Source organism: Cyanobium sp. T1G-Tous (genome assembly GCF_024345455.1).
In the GTDB taxonomy this organism is placed as follows: domain Bacteria; phylum Cyanobacteriota; class Cyanobacteriia; order PCC-6307; family Cyanobiaceae; genus Cyanobium_A.
Genome location: NZ_JAGQBD010000010.1, coordinates 54,641 through 69,593 on the forward strand (window position 1 = coordinate 54,641; position 14,953 = coordinate 69,593).

The window sequence follows — 14,953 nt, forward strand, 5'->3', positions numbered from 1 at the left end:
TGAGCAGCCCGGCGCCAAACCTTTTGCAGGTTCAATGGCGAGACGAGGCCATGGCCTGCCGGGATGGCACCCAGTTGGTCAGCCGAGTTTGGCAACCAGCAGGCCAAGGTCCATGGCCGGTGCTGCTGATGCGCCAGCCCTACGGCCGAGCGATCGCCTCAACTGTTACCTATGCCCATCCCAGCTGGTACGCAGCCCATGGCTTTCTGGTAGTTGTTCAGGATGTGCGCGGTCAAGGTGCATCCCAGGGGACTTTCCAAGGATTCGAGCAGGAGTTATCCGATGGGGCAGACACAATCCGCTGGGTTCGCCAACTTGATGGCAGTAACGGACGAGTCGGTTGCTATGGATTTTCTTACCAAGGCCTAACCCAACTACTAAGCGACGATCCAGCGGCTATTCCAGACTGCCTTGTACCGGCTATGGCTGGCTTGGATGAGCGCGGCGACTGGGCCTGCGAGGGAGGAGCCCACTGGTGGGCCCTAGGCCTCGGCTGGGGACTGCAATTGGCAGCCCTGCGCTGCCAAAAACTTGGGGACGATGCCGGCTGGCAAGCGATTCGCCGCAGCCTCGACTCGGGCGCCTTTCTGGCTGAAGGCTTAGAGCTGCTCAAGCGCCATGACCCCCAAGGCATGGCCTGCCGCTGGCTGCAGCTACCGGCAAGCGAGGCCCCTAGATGGGTTTGCCACCAACCAAGCGCAGCTCTATTGCAGCGCCCGATGCTGCTGATCGGTGGCTGGTACGACCCCCATCTGCGCGGCATCTTGAACCTCTTTGCAGGTGCTATTACTGCGGGTGGCTCGCCGCTGCTGCGCATTGGCGCCTATACGCACCTCGACTGGAAGGGCGGCCTTGATCGGTTGCAACTGGCCTTTTTTCAACACCATCTTCAGGATCAAGCCGCAGCAGAACAACTCAGCGCTGCGGTTCTTGTAGAAAAAGTCCCCCATAGATCCGGCAAACACTCAAGCCGCCATTGGCGGGCCCCCATTTCAGACAGCCGCCGCCTCAGCTGGGGGCTGCGCAGTCGTGGCCTGGCCACAATCGACGCGGAGGAGGGCGAACTGCTGCTCGATCAATCTGGCAGCGGCGAAGTCGCCCTAGTGCACGATCCCTGGCGACCAGTTCCAGGTCGGGGCGGCCACCTTGGCCTCGATCCAGGCCCGTGTGAACGCGGCGACCTCGACCGCCGCAGTGATGTGATCTGTTTCAGCAGTTCACCACTCAGCACGCCCCTGGAGCTGGAAGGACGGCCCCTATTGACTATTGCTGTGCGGGCCGACCAACCCAGCTTTGACCTTTGTGCAGCGCTCTCAGTGCTGGATCGCCAGGGAAGGGTGCTCCAACTGTGCACGGGCGTGGTCAGGACCCAGCAGCTAGCAGGCGAAAAGTCGTTGCTGCATGTTCAATTGCAGCCCCTGCTAGCTGAGCTCGGCCCTGGGGAACGGTTGCGACTCTCATTAGCAGGAGCGGCCTGGCCGCAGATTGCCGTAAACCCGGGCGATGGCCACGAGCCCCTAGGCCCTTCCGGCCCGCACCATCGAGTGATCACGCTGGAGCTTGAACTAGCTGATTCCCAATTGCAGCTGCTGCCCCTCTTAGGCGGCAAATTTGGGGCACACTGAGCCAAATGTTTGTTTTTGCGATGTCGCTGCGCCGCCTGCGCCCTGCTCAACAGCACCAAGCCCTCAGCCGCATGGCTCTCGGCATGCTTTCTCTGGCCACCGGCCTGAGCATCACCATGGCGGCACTGCCAGGAACATCAGGCAGTGCCGCTTTGGCCCAGAGCCAGAGCGGTGGCGTAGATCGTCCAGCCCTCAGCGTCGAAGCCGCCCGCGCTGCCGCCAATCGCATTTTGGCAGCAGTTAAAAGCCGCGATCCAAACCTCCGCTACAGCCAATTCTCAGAGGAACTCAAGGCGGTTAGCAGCCCTTCAATGGTGGCGGAGACAATGCGCACCCAGCCGAAGCTGTTGAGCTGGACCCTGCTCAGCGTGCAAGGGGGTTTGCGCAACACCACCGTTGAGGCCAGCATCACCACAACCATGGGCAAGCGAGACCTGTTCATCGTGCTCAACCCCGAGGGCAAACTCGCTGGCTATCACCTTGATGTCACCGATGAGGCACCCAGCGTGGTTGCCAAAAGATTCGTCACCGCCCTAAGCAGTGGCCAGTTCATCTCAGCGCGCAGCTATTTGAGCCTGCCACTGCAGAAGGAAATCTCAGCGAGCAGCCTTCAGGTGCGTTGGCAGCAGCTGCAACGTCAAACCGGCGAATTTGTACGAATCCGCAAGGTTGTGGTGGCCGAGGGGGGCGGCGACCAGCGTCTTGTACTGGTAAACACCGATTTCAATCGGCTTAGCGATTCCCTCTTCGTGATCCTCAATGCCAACAACGACATAATCGGTATCGACTTTCCAAGCGATCCAATCGTCCCCAAGCAGGTGCGCTGAGCCCTAAGCCGCCTAAGCTCGCCTTCCGATCGCTGCTGGTACATGTCCTTGCTCACCCTTAACTGGATGGCGGAGGATTGCCAGCGGCTGGCTGAATGCCGGCACGACCACCCGTTTGCGGTGCTGGGGCCCCAGCCTCTCGAATCGGGCGGTTGGGTGCTGCGCGTCTGGATGCCTGAGGCAGAGCGTGTTGAGCTGCTGATCGACGGCCAAGCGCTGCCGATGGCCACCCCGAATCACCCTTGGATATTCGAGGCCCCCTGGGGTAGTGATCCTGGTACCTCTTATCAGGTGCGGGTCAACCGCGGTGGCATAGAACACGTGCAGCCCGATCCCTGGTCGTTTCGCCATGAGTGGATGGGCGAATTGGATCGCCTGTTGTTTGCGGAGGGCAACCACCACCACATCTGGCGCCGTATGGGTGCCCACGTGGTGGAGCACAGCGGCGTCAAGGGCGTTCAGTTTTGCCTCTGGGCCCCCAATGCCCGCAGCGTGGCGGTGCTGGGCAATTTCAACGGCTGGGATGGCCGCCACCATCCGATGCAGGCAAGGGTGGGTGGATCCTGGGAGCTATTCATTCCCGGGCTTAAGCCAGGTGAGATCTACAAATACGAGGTAAGAGCTCAAAACGGGCACTGCTACCAAAAAGCAGACCCCTATGGCTTCCGCCATGAGATTCGTCCTAACAATGGCTCGATCGTTGAGTCCCTTGCGGGGCACCAATGGCAGGACATGGGCTGGATGGAGGAGCGGGACAGCCGCAACCCCCTAGATCAGCCGGTGTCTGTGTATGAAATGCATCTGGGCAGCTGGATGCACGGCTCTGCCGACCAGCCCTACATCGAGCCTGACGGCACAGCGCGCCCGCCGGTGCCTGCAGCCGATCTCAAGCCCGGCGCTCGCCTGCTCACCTATCCGGAGCTAGCTGATCGGGTCATCCCCTATGTGAAAGCCCGCGGCTTTACCCACATCGAGCTGATGCCCATCTCGGAGCATCCCTTCGATGGTTCCTGGGGTTACCAAGTCACGGGCTGGTACGCCCCCACCAGCCGCTTTGGCACACCGGATGAATTCCGCGCCTTTGTAGACCGTTGCCACGCCGAAGGCATCGGCGTGATCCTCGACTGGGTGCCAGGCCACTTCCCCAAAGATGCCCACGGCCTGGCCTTCTTTGATGGCGCCCATCTTTATGAGCATGCCGATCCGCGCATCGGCGAGCACAAGGAGTGGGGCACCCTCATCTTCAACTACAGCCGCAATGAAGTGCGCAACTTCCTTGTAGCGAACCTGGTTTATTGGTTTGAGGAGTTCCATATCGACGGCATCCGCGTAGATGCGGTGGCCTCCATGCTTTATCGCGACTACCTGCGCCCAGATGGTGAGTGGTTGCCAAATGACCATGGCGGCCGTGAAAACACTGAGGCCGTCACTTTCCTGCAACAGGCCAACCACGTGCTGTTCGAGCACTTCCCTGGAGCACTCTCGATCGCCGAGGAATCCACCACCTGGCCCATGGTTACCCAGCCCACCAATATTGGCGGCCTTGGGTTCAACCTAAAATGGAACATGGGCTGGATGCACGACATGCTCGATTACTTCGAGCTAGATCCCTGGTTCCGCCAGTTCCACCAGAACAACGTCACCTTCTCAATCTGGTACGCCTTCACCGAGAACTTCATGTTGGCCTTAAGCCACGATGAAGTGGTGCATGGCAAGAGCAACCTCTTGCACAAAATGCCAGGTGACGACTGGCAAAAATTTGCCAACGTGCGTGCATTGCTGGCATACATGTGGACCCATCCCGGCAAGAAAACCATCTTTATGGGGATGGAATTTGGCCAGAGGGCTGAGTGGAACGTATGGGGAGATCTGCAATGGGATCTGCTGCAGCACGACTCCCACCAGGGGCTGCAGCGTCTCGTCGACGATCTCAACGTCTTCTACAAATCGGAGCGAGCTCTCTGGGGCGACGACTTCAGTGAATTCGGATTCCAGTGGATCGATTGCAACGACAATCGCCACTCGATCATCAGCTTCATGCGGCGTGAGAGTGCCACGGGCAAGTGGCTAGTGGTGGTGGCCAACTTCACTCCCCAGAGCCATTCCCACTACCGAGTGGGTGTACCGCTGGAGGGCTTCTATGAGGAGGCCTTTAACACCGATGCTGAGCGCTACGGCGGCAGCAACCTGGGCAACCTGGGCGGCAAATTCACCGACCAGTGGGGGATTCATGGCTATGAACAATCCCTCGATCTCTGCCTGCCACCCCTCGCGGTGCTCGTCTTCCGTCGGGACGAAATCCGCAGCCAGCAGTTGGATGAAGACACCTGTGACGAAGCCGCCGATTCCGGGGCCCTGCTCGGGTAAGTTCTCGCTTCGCTCTGCTTGCACCCATGACAGAAACCGCCCCCCTGCTGCTGCGCGCCGCCCGAGGTGAGCAGGTGGAGCGGCCTCCGGTCTGGATGATGCGCCAAGCCGGGCGCTACATGAAGGTCTATCGGGACCTGCGCGACCGCCATCCCGGTTTCCGCGAGCGCTCGGAAAACCCAGATCTCTCCTACGAGATCTCCATGCAGCCCTTCCACGCCTTCAAACCCGACGGCGTGATCCTCTTTTCAGACATCCTCACGCCCCTACCGGGTATGGGGATCAACTTCGACATCATTGAGAGCCAGGGGCCCCTGATCCAAGACCCAATCCGCAACCTTGCCCAAGTAGGGGCTTTGCGAGCCTTGGAGCCGGCCGAAAGCATGCCGTTTGTGGGTGAGGTGCTCACCCGCTTGCGTCAATCGGTTGGCAATGAAGCTGCCGTACTCGGCTTTGTGGGTGCCCCCTGGACCCTGGCCGCCTATGTGGTGGAAGGCAAAAGCAGCAAGAACTACGCCGTGATTAAGGCGATGGCCTTCCAAGAGCCGGAGCTGCTGCACAAGCTCCTAGACCACTTCGCTGAGTCAATTGCCACCTACCTGCGCTATCAGATCGATTCCGGCGCCCAGGTGGTGCAGATGTTCGATTCCTGGGCCGGCCAGCTCAGCCCGATGGATTACGACAGCTTCGCTGCGCCTTACCAAAAGAAGGTGGTGGACCTGGTTAAGCAAACCCATCCCGATACCCCCTTCATCCTCTACATCTCCGGCAGCGCCGGCGTGCTTGAGCGCATGGCACGCACAGGGGTAGACATCATTTCGCTCGACTGGACCGTGGACATGGCGGAGGGCCTGGCCCGCCTACCCGAGCACATTGGCGTCCAGGGCAACGTGGATCCCGGATTGCTATTCGGCACCCCAGCAGCCATCCAGGCCCGCATCGACGACACCGTGAGTAAAGCCCGCGGCCGTAAGCACATTCTCAACCTGGGCCACGGCATCCTGCCGGGCACTCCAGAAGAAAACGGCCGCGCCTTCTTTGAAGCCGGCAAGAGTGTGATGGAGCGCATCGGAGCGGCGGCTTGAGCAGACCCGCGGGAGGATCCCGGCCCCAGCGGATCCTGATCACAGGGGCTAGTGGCTGCGTTGGCCAATACATCACCGAGCAGCTTTATCGCCACAGCGATGCAGAGTTGCTGCTCCTGCTCCGTGATCCAGCCAAGCTCACGGTTGTTTCAGCAGGTGATCCCCGGGTCACGCTGCTGGTCGGTGACCTGCGGGATCTGACCGCCCATGCCGGTGCGATCGCCACCGCTACTCGCATCATCCACACGGCCACTGCCTGGGGCGATCCCCTCAGAGCCCAGCAGGTGAACGTGGACGCGGTCAAGCAGCTGCTGGCTTTCACCAGCCCTGTATGGCTGGAGCAGGTGATCTACTTCTCCACTGCCTCAATTCTGGATCGCCAGTTGCAGCTGCTTCCCGAGGCAGCGGAATTTGGCACTGAATACATCCAAACCAAGGCACTCTGTCTGCAACAACTGGAGGCCCACCCCCTGGCAGCCAAAATTGTGGCCGTATTTCCCACCCTGGTATTTGGCGGGCAGGTGGGTCCAGGCGACCGCCACCCCACCAGCTATCTCACAGCCGGGCTTAGGGAGGCAACCCGCTGGTTGTGGCTTGCCAAGTGGCTGCGCGCCGAAGCCAGCTTCCACTTCATCCACGCCGCCGACATAGCCCTGGTGTGCGCCCATTTGGCCACCCAGCCCCATCAGCCCAATCCTGAGCAAAACCAGGGAGCTCTTCGGCGCCTGGTGCTCGGCCAGGCACCTATCAGCGTCAATGCCACCGTGGCCCAGCTCTGCCGTTGGCGCCGCAGCTGGCAGCCACCCTTTGGGATCGACCTGCAAGGCTGGCTCATCGAAGCCCTGATCAAACTGCTACGGATTGAAGTCAATGCTTGGGATCGCTTCTCAATTCGCCAGCGCCACTTTGTGCACGAGCCCGTAAGCCCACCCGAACGGTTTGGCTTGGTCAGCTACGCACCCACGCTCCAAGCGGTGTTCGAAACCGCTGGCCTGCCCCACAGGTGAATAACCCCAGGCTGGTTTGGCTGGTCGGGAGGCTGCTGCTGAGCTGCCTCATGTTGGTGATGCTGCTTAGCGGCGGCCCAAAGGCAGCCCTGGCGGCCACGGTTTCGATGGGGCTGGGCAACGACGAAGGCTTTCTGGTGTTCCAACCCGAGCATCTGACGATCAACGCAGGCGACACGGTGAGCTTTGAAGTGCGCGGGCTCGGCCCCCACAACTTGATCGTCGCAGGCCATCCCGAATGGAGCCATGAACCCCTCAGCTTCGCTGTGGGCGAAAGCTGGGAGCAAAAATTTGATATGCCCGGCCGTTATGCCATTTGGTGCGAGCCCCATCGGGCAGCAGGTATGACCGCTGAAATCAACGTCTTGGCACCTGGCTGATCCCACCTCACAGCCAACTTTGTGGCAATTGTTTCGAACCTGGTTACCAGAGGTCACAGGAGCCCGGTTGGCGCCTTAATTTTGGCGAGTTGCCCATGCTTTTAAGCGCCCCCCCATGCGCCGTCTCTTCTCTCTGATCGCTCTCTGCCTGGCGCTCGTGCTGGGTGCTGCACCGAGTTTCGCTGCCGATGTGGCCCATGGCGGCCAAATCTTTTCCGCCAACTGCGCCGCTTGCCACATGGGTGGCGGCAACGTTGTTAATGCCGAGCGCACCCTTAAGCAGGATGCACTGACTGCCTACCTGGCCAACTACAGCGAAGGCCACGAAGCTGCCATTGCATACCAGGTAACCAACGGCAAGAACGCCATGCCTGCCTTTGGTGGCAAGCTCAGCGAAGGTGACATCGCCGATGTCGCTGCCTACGTCGAAGACATGTCCTCTAAGGGCTGGGCCTGATCTAAGGCTGCTCTCCCGGACTGATGTCCAATTAGTTCATCAGCAAACCCCGGCCAAGGCCGGGGTTTTTTGTTGGCCACCGAAGCCGAGCGAACATCCGGGAAAATTCAGCACTGATCTCAGCTCTGGTGCCGGCGCACAGCCAGCACGGCCAGGTAGAGCTCCTCAGGAACCTCACGTATGTCGTATTCGCTGGGAAGCACACCGTGCACATACCGATGCACGGCCATCCAGCAGTTGCGCTCCGGATCCCGACCCGTTCCATCAAACTCCCGGGACTCAGCAGCCAGTTGCTCAATCAACGAGTCGTTCCAGTTGTCGTTCACGGCAGCGATCCCCGATGCGGGGGGGCCAGAGTGGGCTCAGTCTGAACTAGTGCATCGGCATGGCAGCCCATACCCTCTCGCCCCCGACCCGACTGCTGGTGGGACTTGCCATCGCAGGGGGTGGGCTGCTGGGAAGCTTCCAAGGCCATGCCCAGGCTCAGGCCTTACCTAAGCCCCCCTGTCCACTGGTGGTGCCCGCCAGCCAGAAACTGCTCCAGCCCCGGCGCATCCAACCCAATCAGGTGCAGGCCAAGAACGCGATGGGCTGCCTATCGCCCGCCGACGCGGTTTACGGAGCGGATGGCTGTCCGCTCCGCATGTGCGGCGCCGAGGCAGGAGTGATTCAGCTGCCGGAACCGTAGGCCACCTGGCAGACCGCATTAAGCAGTTGGGCTTGGTCGGCAGTGCCAGGCTGCTGACCATTGAGCAGACCCTGCTGACAGTTGACGGCACCAAACAACTGGCTGCCATCGACGTTGTAGTTGAAGCTTGCGCCGTAGCTACCAACCGATTCTACCGAACCGTAGTTGAGCTCGTAGCTGGTGTTCGGCACCACAATCACGGGTGAACTGTTGTTGGCCGCCCCATCCACCAGGCCAGTGATCACGGCACCTGTGGCAAGGCCAGCCAGACCCCAGCCCACTGAGCTGGCACCCCACCAGCCCCAACCACCCCAGCCGCCGTACCAGCCGGCGTTCCAGGGGCGATTGCCCCAGTAGCCACCATTGCGCCAATTGTTGTTCCAACCGTTGTAATCGCGGTTGTAGAAGTTGTTGTTGACGTTGATCCGATTGCCACCCCCCCAGCTGTTGCGGGCACCGTCTCCGTACATCGGGTGATAGCCCTGGTAGCCCCGCTGCCAGTTGTTGTTCTGAAAGTGGTAGCTGCCGCCGCCCCAGCTGCGGCCACCGGCGCCTGCACCGCCCCAGCCACCAGCCCGCTCACCGCCACCACCGAAGCCGCCCCCGCCGCCACCACCACGGGCCTCAGCCGATTGGGGGATAGCAATCGTGGTGAGCAGCAATCCAGCACTGAGGGTGGCCGACAGGAAACGTCTCAGGGTCATGGCAACAGGAAAGAGGGGAAGGGAAGGGAAAAGGAAAGGTAAGTAGAGCTGAAGGAGAAATCGGCTTGGCCAACTTCAGCCGCTGGTGACAGGCGCATGGTGCTCGCCACCCTTAGAAGAAGGGGGACGCCGACAGCGAAGCAGCCTCCATGCCGCAACTGCGATGCCGCCCCCGAGGGCCAACAGGAGCAGGTCGCGGGACCAGCCCGGCAGCCGGCCAGCCAGGCTCTCCGGCAGGGGGGTGCCCTTCGGATCAGGTCCGTAAGCCACCTGGCAAGCGGCATTGAGCAATTGCGCCTGGGCTGCAGTGCTGGGCACCTGGCCACCCAGCAAGCCTTGCTGGCAGTTGGCGGCCCCCTTCAGCGGGGCACTGCCGGCTACCGCGTAGCTGAAGTCGGCGCCACCTGAGCCCACCGAATCAACACTGGCGTAGTTGAGTTGATAGTCGCTGTCGGGCACATCAATGACCGAGGACTGTTGTTCAGAGGCGTTATTCACCAGATTCGTGATCACCTCAGCACCGGCAAGAGCTGCCACCCCCCAGCCAAGTGAGGATCCACCCCACCAGCCCCAGGTGTCTGAATTCCAGTTGTACCAGCCGTAACCCCAGGGGCGGCTTCCCCAGTAGCCACCATTGGCCCAGTTGTCGTTCCAGCCGCCATAGTTTCGGCTGTAGAAATTATTTTCCTGGTTGAACTGTCGATTAAAGCGGTCGTTATCGAAACTTCTGCTTATCCCATCATTGGACCAGCCGCTTTGGTTGTAGCGCCGAAACTGATCAGCCGAAACGTTGTGACCGGTCCATGGGGTACGGCTACCAGCGCCATAGAGGGGATGGCTACCGCGATAGCCCTGATCCAGACTGCGCTGAGCGGGACGATCAGCCGCGCCTCCGCCACCACCACTGGATTCCCGTTCAATTGGTGCAGTATCCATCCGGGGGGCTGCTTCAGCTGGAGGAGAACTGAAGCGGTAAGCCCCGCCACCGCCAGAAAAATCACCACCACCGCGAAAACCTCCACCACCACCGCCACCCCGAAAACCGCCACCGCCGCCGCCGCCGCCACCACCTCGGGCTTCCACCACGGCAGGGGTTGCAATTACCCCCAACAACAACACCGAAACCCCGAGAGCGCACCAATTTTTCATCAGCTGGCTGGATCATCCAGCTATTGAATTTGACTCCTTACTAATCAGTAGCTCTGCAAGCACCAGTAACTGCAGGGATCCGTTACAGAGAAATACTGGATGCTTGTGATGGCAAATCCTGAACGCTGCAGATGGGCGCGAAGTGTTGAAACTAATTACAACGGCAGGCCGCGTTGGAGGTTTCCCGCCAGCTCTGCGGAGGACCGAATCAATCCGTTCGGTTCTCCGCGCAGCTGAATTGTGACAACGGGCATACGGTTGATCCAGCAGCTCAAACGAGGCAAGTGGCCATGCATCCCACCGCCGAACTTTTCACCGAAAAAGCCTGGGCCTCCGTGGTGGCGGCCCAGCAATTGGCTCAGCAGCGGCGCCAGCAGCAGATGGAAAGTGAGCATCTGCTCGCCGCCCTGCTAAGCCAGCAGGGCTTGGCCGGCCGCATCCTGGAAAAGGCCGGCGTCGATGTGGGCACCCTCAGCCAGAAGGTTGAGGCCTGGATCCTCGCTCAGCCAAGCCTTAGTGCGCCGCCCGACAACGTCTATCTGGGCAAGGGGCTCAATACCGTTATTGACCAGGCCGAGGAGCTCAAACAGTCCTACGGCGACAGCTACATCGCGATTGAGCACCTACTTCTGGCGCTGGCGATCGACGACCGCTGCGGCAAGCAATTGCTATCTCAAGCGGGCACAAGCACCAACAAACTCAAAGAAGCCGTACATGCCATCCGCGGATCCCAAAACGTGACCGATCAGAACCCCGAAGGCACCTACGAATCCCTGGAGAAATACGGCAGGGATCTCACGGCCGCAGCCCGCGAGGGCAAGCTCGATCCGGTAATTGGGCGCGATGAAGAGATCCGCCGCACGATCCAGATCCTCAGCCGCCGCACCAAGAACAACCCGGTGCTGATCGGCGAGCCCGGCGTTGGCAAAACCGCCATCGTCGAGGGCCTAGCCCAGCGCATCGTCAATGGCGACGTGCCGCAGGCCCTGCAGAACCGCCAACTCGTGTCGCTGGACATGGGCGCCCTGATCGCCGGTGCCAAGTATCGCGGTGAGTTTGAGGAGCGGCTCAAGGCCGTGCTCAAGGAGGTCACCGCCTCCGAGGGCCAGATCGTGCTGTTCATCGACGAAATCCACACGGTGGTGGGGGCCGGTGCCAGCGGCGGCGCCATGGATGCCAGCAACCTGCTCAAGCCCATGCTGGCCAGGGGCGAACTGCGCTGCATCGGCGCCACCACCCTCGATGAGCACCGCCAGCACATCGAAAAAGATCCAGCCCTAGAGCGCCGCTTCCAGCAGGTGTTCGTGGATCAACCCACGGTGGAGGACACAATCTCAATCCTGCGGGGCCTGAAAGAGCGTTATGAGGTGCACCACGGCGTGCGCATCGCCGACAACGCCCTGGTAGCAGCAGCCGTGCTCTCCAGCCGCTACATCGCCGATCGCTTCCTGCCAGACAAGGCCATCGATCTGATGGATGAATCGGCCGCCCGACTAAAGATGGAGATCACCTCTAAGCCGGAGCAGATCGACGAGCTCGATCGCCGCATCCTGCAACTGGAGATGGAAAAGCTGTCTCTGGGGCGCGAATCGGACCCTGCCAGCAAGGATCGGCTCGAGCGGCTGGAGAAGGAGCTGGCCGATCTAAGCGAACAGCAGAGCACCCTTAATGCCCAGTGGCAGGCAGAAAAGAGCTCGATCGATGAGCTGGGCGCCATCAAAGAAGAGATCGAGCAGGTGCAGCTGCAAGTGGAGCAAGCCAAGCGCAACTACGACCTCAACAAGGCCGCCGAACTGGAATACGGCACCCTGGCCGAGCTGCACAAGAAACTGGCAGCCAAAGAAGAAGCGCTTAATGCCAGCGGTAGCGATAAAACCATGCTGCGCGAAGAGGTCACCGAAGACGACATCGCCGAGGTGATTGCCAAATGGACCGGCATCCCCGTGGCCAAGTTGGTGCAAAGCGAGATGGCGAAGCTGCTGCACCTGGAGGAGGAGCTGCACACTCGGGTTATCGGCCAGCAGCAAGCTGTTACCGCCGTAGCTGATGCGATTCAGCGCTCGCGCGCCGGACTCAGCGATCCCAACCGCCCCATTGCCAGCTTCCTATTCCTTGGCCCCACCGGCGTGGGCAAAACTGAGCTCTCCAAGGCCCTGGCCTCGCAGCTGTTCGATTCAGAGGAGTCGATGGTGCGCATCGACATGAGCGAATACATGGAGAAGCACGCCGTAAGCCGGCTAATCGGAGCGCCTCCGGGCTACGTGGGCTACGAGGAAGGCGGCCAGCTCACCGAAGCAGTGCGACGCCGGCCCTATGCGGTGATCCTGTTCGATGAGGTGGAGAAGGCCCACCCCGATGTGTTCAACGTGATGCTGCAGATCCTCGATGACGGCCGCGTCACCGATGGCCAGGGCCGCACGGTGGACTTCACCAACACGGTGCTGATCCTCACTAGCAACATCGGCAGCGCCTCAATCCTGGATCTGGCCGGTGATCCAGCCCGCCACGGTGAGATGGAAGCCCGGGTGAATGAGGCTCTGCGGGGTCACTTCCGGCCTGAATTCCTCAATCGACTGGATGAATCGATCATCTTCCACAGCCTCAGGCAGGAGGAACTGCGCGAGATCGTGGAGCTGCAGGTGCAGCGGCTGGCCAAGCGGCTGGAGGACAAAAAACTAGGCCTGCAACTCAACGCTGATGCCCTCGACTGGCTTGCCGGTGTGGGCTACGACCCGGTGTATGGCGCCCGTCCACTCAAGCGGGCCATCCAAAGGGAGCTGGAAACCCCAATCGCCAAGGGAATCCTCGCTGGTGTATTCACCGGCGGCCACACGATCGCGATTGATGTTGAAACTGAAGGCGAGGTGCGCAAGCTGCGCTTCCAGCAAAGCGAGCCAGCCAAGTTACCTGTGCTGGTGTAGCTCACTCCAAAAGTAGGTGCGAAAAGCTGCTGCGGGCCCGATTTACCAGGTCCGTCAGCTGCTCGGGAGGAGCGGGCTGCAGCTCTGCAGCTGCTACTGCTCGGTAGTGATCTGCCACCAACCAGGCGCTGGTGCGGGGATCGCCAATAAAGCGGGGAATTAGGTGGAGGTGCAAATGGGGCGCACCCTCACCAAAAGCAATCGCATAAACCCTGTCGCAGCCGGTCTGCTCTTTAAGCAAAGAGCTGGCATAGCGCACGGCAAGCCCCCAGGAGGCTGCCTCCTGGTCATTGAAATCAGCCGGTCCCGCTACATGGCGGAGACTATCTAGGAGCAGCCAACCAACCAGGGGGGCGGGGTCGGGATGGTGGCGCAACAGCCAATGCGAACTGCGACCGATTTCATAGGCCCCCCGCGCTGCTTGATCGTCATGAAGTTTGCAGATAGGACAAGGGGTACTGCTCATGGATCGATTCAAACGAATGGAGCTCTAGGAACCCAATAGGTGCAGCGTCAGCAACCGCTCACTGCCGCGACGGCGGTGCTCCCACAGATAAACAGCCTGCCAGGTGCCTAGCAACAGACGACCAGCCTCAAAGGAAAGGCTTAGCTGACTGGTGGTGAGAGCCGTACGGATATGGGCCGGCATATCATCGGTGCCTTCATCAGCGTGTACGTAAGGGCGCAGTTCCCCTTGACCGCTGACAGGACGGATGCCCTCCTCGGGCACGAGAGCTCGCAGGTAGCCGGAAAGGTCGCGCAGTACGCGCGGGTCGGCGTTTTCGTTGATAGTTAGGCTGCAAGAGGTATGCAGACACACCAAGTTGAGCAGCCCCTGCTCCATGCCGCTAGAGACCAAGGCGGCATTAAGTCGGCCGGTGAGATCGGTAAAGCCCTCACCTAGGGTCACCACCCGCAGGGTCTCAAGGCTTTGGCGAAGCATACAGATTGAATATGTATCAGATCATGCCTAGCATTCCGCCTAGGATTGGTTTAAAACCATCAAAGGTCCTGAGGTGCTCTGCCATGCGCATATTACTTTCTTTATTGATCGTGTTACCGGGCCTGGCAGTAGTTGCCCCAGCCGCCCAAGCCCAGCGCCAGGTCCCCAAACTAGGCGACATCTGCCCCCTGGGGTACGTAGACATGCTGAATGGCAAGTGCAGCACCCTGGGGCTGATGACCTACACGGTGCAGCCCACCAATGGCAAGGCCTGCGCTGAAGGCTGGATGAACGTAGGCGGAAACTACTGCCGCAAAAAGTGAACTCTTCTAGCCACAAATATTTCAAGGCATCCGATTGCCCAGCTCTTACCGTCCTCTACGACGGGGGTTGCCCCCTGTGCCTCCGGGAGGTGGAGCTATTGGGCCGCAAAGACAGGCAGCGCCATGGGGAGCAGCTGAAACTCGCTTTCGTGGACATCGATCAGGCCGACTACAATCCAGATAGCTACTCCGGCATCAGCTACAGAGAAGCTATGGGGCGCATCCACGCAATCGATGCCAGTGGTGCAGTGCTGCGAGACGTCGAGGTGTTTAGACGGGCCTACGACCTAATCGGCTTGGGCTGGCTTTATGCACCAACTCAGTGGCCCCTGCTCCGCCCCTTGACAAACCTTGCCTACGGCATTTGGGCGGATATGAGGCTGCGAATCACTGGACGACCAAGCTTGGAAAGCCTCTGCCAAGAGCGCAATGACTCATGTCGTATCGACTAATGAGTCGTGGACCAAGCAGAGTATC

The 14,953-nt window shown here is 60.5% G+C and carries 16 protein-coding genes; 11 read left to right on the plus strand and 5 right to left on the minus strand.

Annotated features, from left to right (window positions below; translation table 11 throughout):
• Nucleotides 1-50: 50 nt before the first annotated feature.
• The 7 genes from KBY75_RS07565 to KBY75_RS07595 all read left to right on the plus strand — a co-directional run bounded on the left by KBY75_RS07565 (nucleotide 51) and on the right by KBY75_RS07595 (nucleotide 7,748).
• Complete coding sequence (locus tag KBY75_RS07565) at nucleotides 51-1,625, plus strand: CocE/NonD family hydrolase (protein ID WP_255023554.1); 1,575 nt, start codon at nucleotides 51-53, stop codon at nucleotides 1,623-1,625.
• A gap of 5 nt (nucleotides 1,626-1,630) precedes the next feature.
• Nucleotides 1,631-2,452: a DUF3887 domain-containing protein gene (locus KBY75_RS07570; protein ID WP_255023526.1), complete on the plus strand. Its 822-nt coding sequence runs from the start codon at nucleotides 1,631-1,633 to the stop codon at nucleotides 2,450-2,452.
• Nucleotides 2,453-2,494: 42 nt separating this feature from the next.
• A complete protein-coding gene (glgB, locus tag KBY75_RS07575; protein WP_255023527.1) occupies nucleotides 2,495-4,819 on the plus strand; it encodes a 1,4-alpha-glucan branching protein GlgB in 2,325 nt (774 codons plus the stop codon).
• A 26-nt stretch (nucleotides 4,820-4,845) separates the two neighbouring features.
• Complete coding sequence (gene hemE / locus KBY75_RS07580) at nucleotides 4,846-5,904, plus strand: uroporphyrinogen decarboxylase (protein WP_255023528.1); 1,059 nt, start codon at nucleotides 4,846-4,848, stop codon at nucleotides 5,902-5,904.
• Nucleotides 5,901-6,911: an NAD(P)-dependent oxidoreductase gene (locus KBY75_RS07585; protein ID WP_255023529.1), complete on the plus strand. Its 1,011-nt coding sequence runs from the start codon at nucleotides 5,901-5,903 to the stop codon at nucleotides 6,909-6,911. The genes hemE and KBY75_RS07585 overlap by 4 nt, the downstream gene beginning before the upstream one ends.
• Before the next feature lie 50 nt (nucleotides 6,912-6,961).
• Entirely contained in the window at nucleotides 6,962-7,291 is a 330-nt protein-coding gene (locus KBY75_RS07590) for a plastocyanin/azurin family copper-binding protein (protein ID WP_254936928.1), read from the plus strand.
• A gap of 115 nt (nucleotides 7,292-7,406) precedes the next feature.
• Nucleotides 7,407-7,748 (plus strand): c-type cytochrome, encoded by a 342-nt coding sequence (locus tag KBY75_RS07595; protein ID WP_106501929.1) that lies wholly within the window; start codon nucleotides 7,407-7,409, stop codon nucleotides 7,746-7,748.
• A 119-nt stretch (nucleotides 7,749-7,867) separates the two neighbouring features.
• On the opposite strand, the gene KBY75_RS07600 is transcribed toward KBY75_RS07595, so the two are convergent.
• Complete coding sequence (locus KBY75_RS07600) at nucleotides 7,868-8,074, minus strand: hypothetical protein (RefSeq protein ID WP_254936929.1); 207 nt, start codon at nucleotides 8,072-8,074, stop codon at nucleotides 7,868-7,870.
• Between the two features lie 59 nt (nucleotides 8,075-8,133).
• Between KBY75_RS07600 and KBY75_RS07605 the strand changes: the two genes are divergently transcribed.
• Nucleotides 8,134-8,436, plus strand: a complete 303-nt coding sequence (locus tag KBY75_RS07605; protein WP_255023530.1) for a hypothetical protein — start codon at nucleotides 8,134-8,136, stop codon at nucleotides 8,434-8,436.
• On the opposite strand, the gene KBY75_RS07610 is transcribed toward KBY75_RS07605, so the two are convergent.
• Both KBY75_RS07610 and KBY75_RS07615 read right to left on the minus strand, forming a co-directional pair.
• Nucleotides 8,418-9,140 (minus strand): hypothetical protein, encoded by a 723-nt coding sequence (locus KBY75_RS07610; RefSeq protein WP_255023531.1) that lies wholly within the window; start codon nucleotides 9,138-9,140, stop codon nucleotides 8,418-8,420. The genes KBY75_RS07605 and KBY75_RS07610 overlap by 19 nt on opposite strands.
• 75 nt (nucleotides 9,141-9,215) lie before the next feature.
• On the minus strand, nucleotides 9,216-10,289 hold the full coding sequence (locus tag KBY75_RS07615; protein WP_255023532.1) for a hypothetical protein: 1,074 nt from the start codon (nucleotides 10,287-10,289) through the stop codon (nucleotides 9,216-9,218).
• Nucleotides 10,290-10,579: 290 nt separating this feature from the next.
• Here KBY75_RS07615 and clpB point away from each other — a divergent pair, with 290 nt between their 5' ends.
• Complete coding sequence (gene clpB / locus KBY75_RS07620; RefSeq protein WP_255023533.1) at nucleotides 10,580-13,210, plus strand: ATP-dependent chaperone ClpB; 2,631 nt, start codon at nucleotides 10,580-10,582, stop codon at nucleotides 13,208-13,210.
• Between the two features lies 1 nt (nucleotide 13,211).
• On the opposite strand, the gene KBY75_RS07625 is transcribed toward clpB, so the two are convergent.
• Nucleotides 13,212-13,676, minus strand: a complete 465-nt coding sequence (locus KBY75_RS07625) for an HIT family protein (protein WP_255023534.1) — start codon at nucleotides 13,674-13,676, stop codon at nucleotides 13,212-13,214.
• 24 nt (nucleotides 13,677-13,700) lie between these two features.
• Complete coding sequence (locus KBY75_RS07630) at nucleotides 13,701-14,153, minus strand: secondary thiamine-phosphate synthase enzyme YjbQ (protein ID WP_255023535.1); 453 nt, start codon at nucleotides 14,151-14,153, stop codon at nucleotides 13,701-13,703.
• Between the two features lie 83 nt (nucleotides 14,154-14,236).
• Between KBY75_RS07630 and KBY75_RS07635 the strand changes: the two genes are divergently transcribed.
• Together KBY75_RS07635 and KBY75_RS07640 are read left to right on the plus strand one after the other, a co-directional pair.
• The gene (locus tag KBY75_RS07635) at nucleotides 14,237-14,476 is read left to right on the plus strand and encodes a hypothetical protein (protein WP_254936936.1); all 240 of its coding nucleotides are present in this window, start codon (nucleotides 14,237-14,239) and stop codon (nucleotides 14,474-14,476) included.
• Nucleotides 14,473-14,928, plus strand: coding sequence for a thiol-disulfide oxidoreductase DCC family protein (locus KBY75_RS07640; protein ID WP_255023536.1), 456 nt, complete (start codon nucleotides 14,473-14,475; stop codon nucleotides 14,926-14,928). The genes KBY75_RS07635 and KBY75_RS07640 overlap by 4 nt, the downstream gene beginning before the upstream one ends.
• Nucleotides 14,929-14,953: the final 25 nt, after the last annotated feature.

Coding starts and splice junctions, on each gene's coding strand:
- KBY75_RS07565 (WP_255023554.1), top strand. CDS start 51: ATGGCCTGCCGGGATGGCACCCAGTTGGTCAGCCGAGTTTGGCAACCA.
- KBY75_RS07570 (WP_255023526.1), top strand. CDS start 1,631: ATGTTTGTTTTTGCGATGTCGCTGCGCCGCCTGCGCCCTGCTCAACAG.
- glgB (WP_255023527.1), top strand. CDS start 2,495: ATGTCCTTGCTCACCCTTAACTGGATGGCGGAGGATTGCCAGCGGCTG.
- hemE (WP_255023528.1), top strand. CDS start 4,846: ATGACAGAAACCGCCCCCCTGCTGCTGCGCGCCGCCCGAGGTGAGCAG.
- KBY75_RS07590 (WP_254936928.1), top strand. CDS start 6,962: ATGTTGGTGATGCTGCTTAGCGGCGGCCCAAAGGCAGCCCTGGCGGCC.
- KBY75_RS07595 (WP_106501929.1), top strand. CDS start 7,407: ATGCGCCGTCTCTTCTCTCTGATCGCTCTCTGCCTGGCGCTCGTGCTG.
- KBY75_RS07605 (WP_255023530.1), top strand. CDS start 8,134: ATGGCAGCCCATACCCTCTCGCCCCCGACCCGACTGCTGGTGGGACTT.
- KBY75_RS07610 (WP_255023531.1), bottom strand. CDS start 9,140: ATGACCCTGAGACGTTTCCTGTCGGCCACCCTCAGTGCTGGATTGCTG.
- KBY75_RS07615 (WP_255023532.1), bottom strand. CDS start 10,289: ATGAAAAATTGGTGCGCTCTCGGGGTTTCGGTGTTGTTGTTGGGGGTA.
- clpB (WP_255023533.1), top strand. CDS start 10,580: ATGCATCCCACCGCCGAACTTTTCACCGAAAAAGCCTGGGCCTCCGTG.
- KBY75_RS07625 (WP_255023534.1), bottom strand. CDS start 13,676: ATGAGCAGTACCCCTTGTCCTATCTGCAAACTTCATGACGATCAAGCA.
- KBY75_RS07630 (WP_255023535.1), bottom strand. CDS start 14,153: ATGCTTCGCCAAAGCCTTGAGACCCTGCGGGTGGTGACCCTAGGTGAG.
- KBY75_RS07635 (WP_254936936.1), top strand. CDS start 14,237: ATGCGCATATTACTTTCTTTATTGATCGTGTTACCGGGCCTGGCAGTA.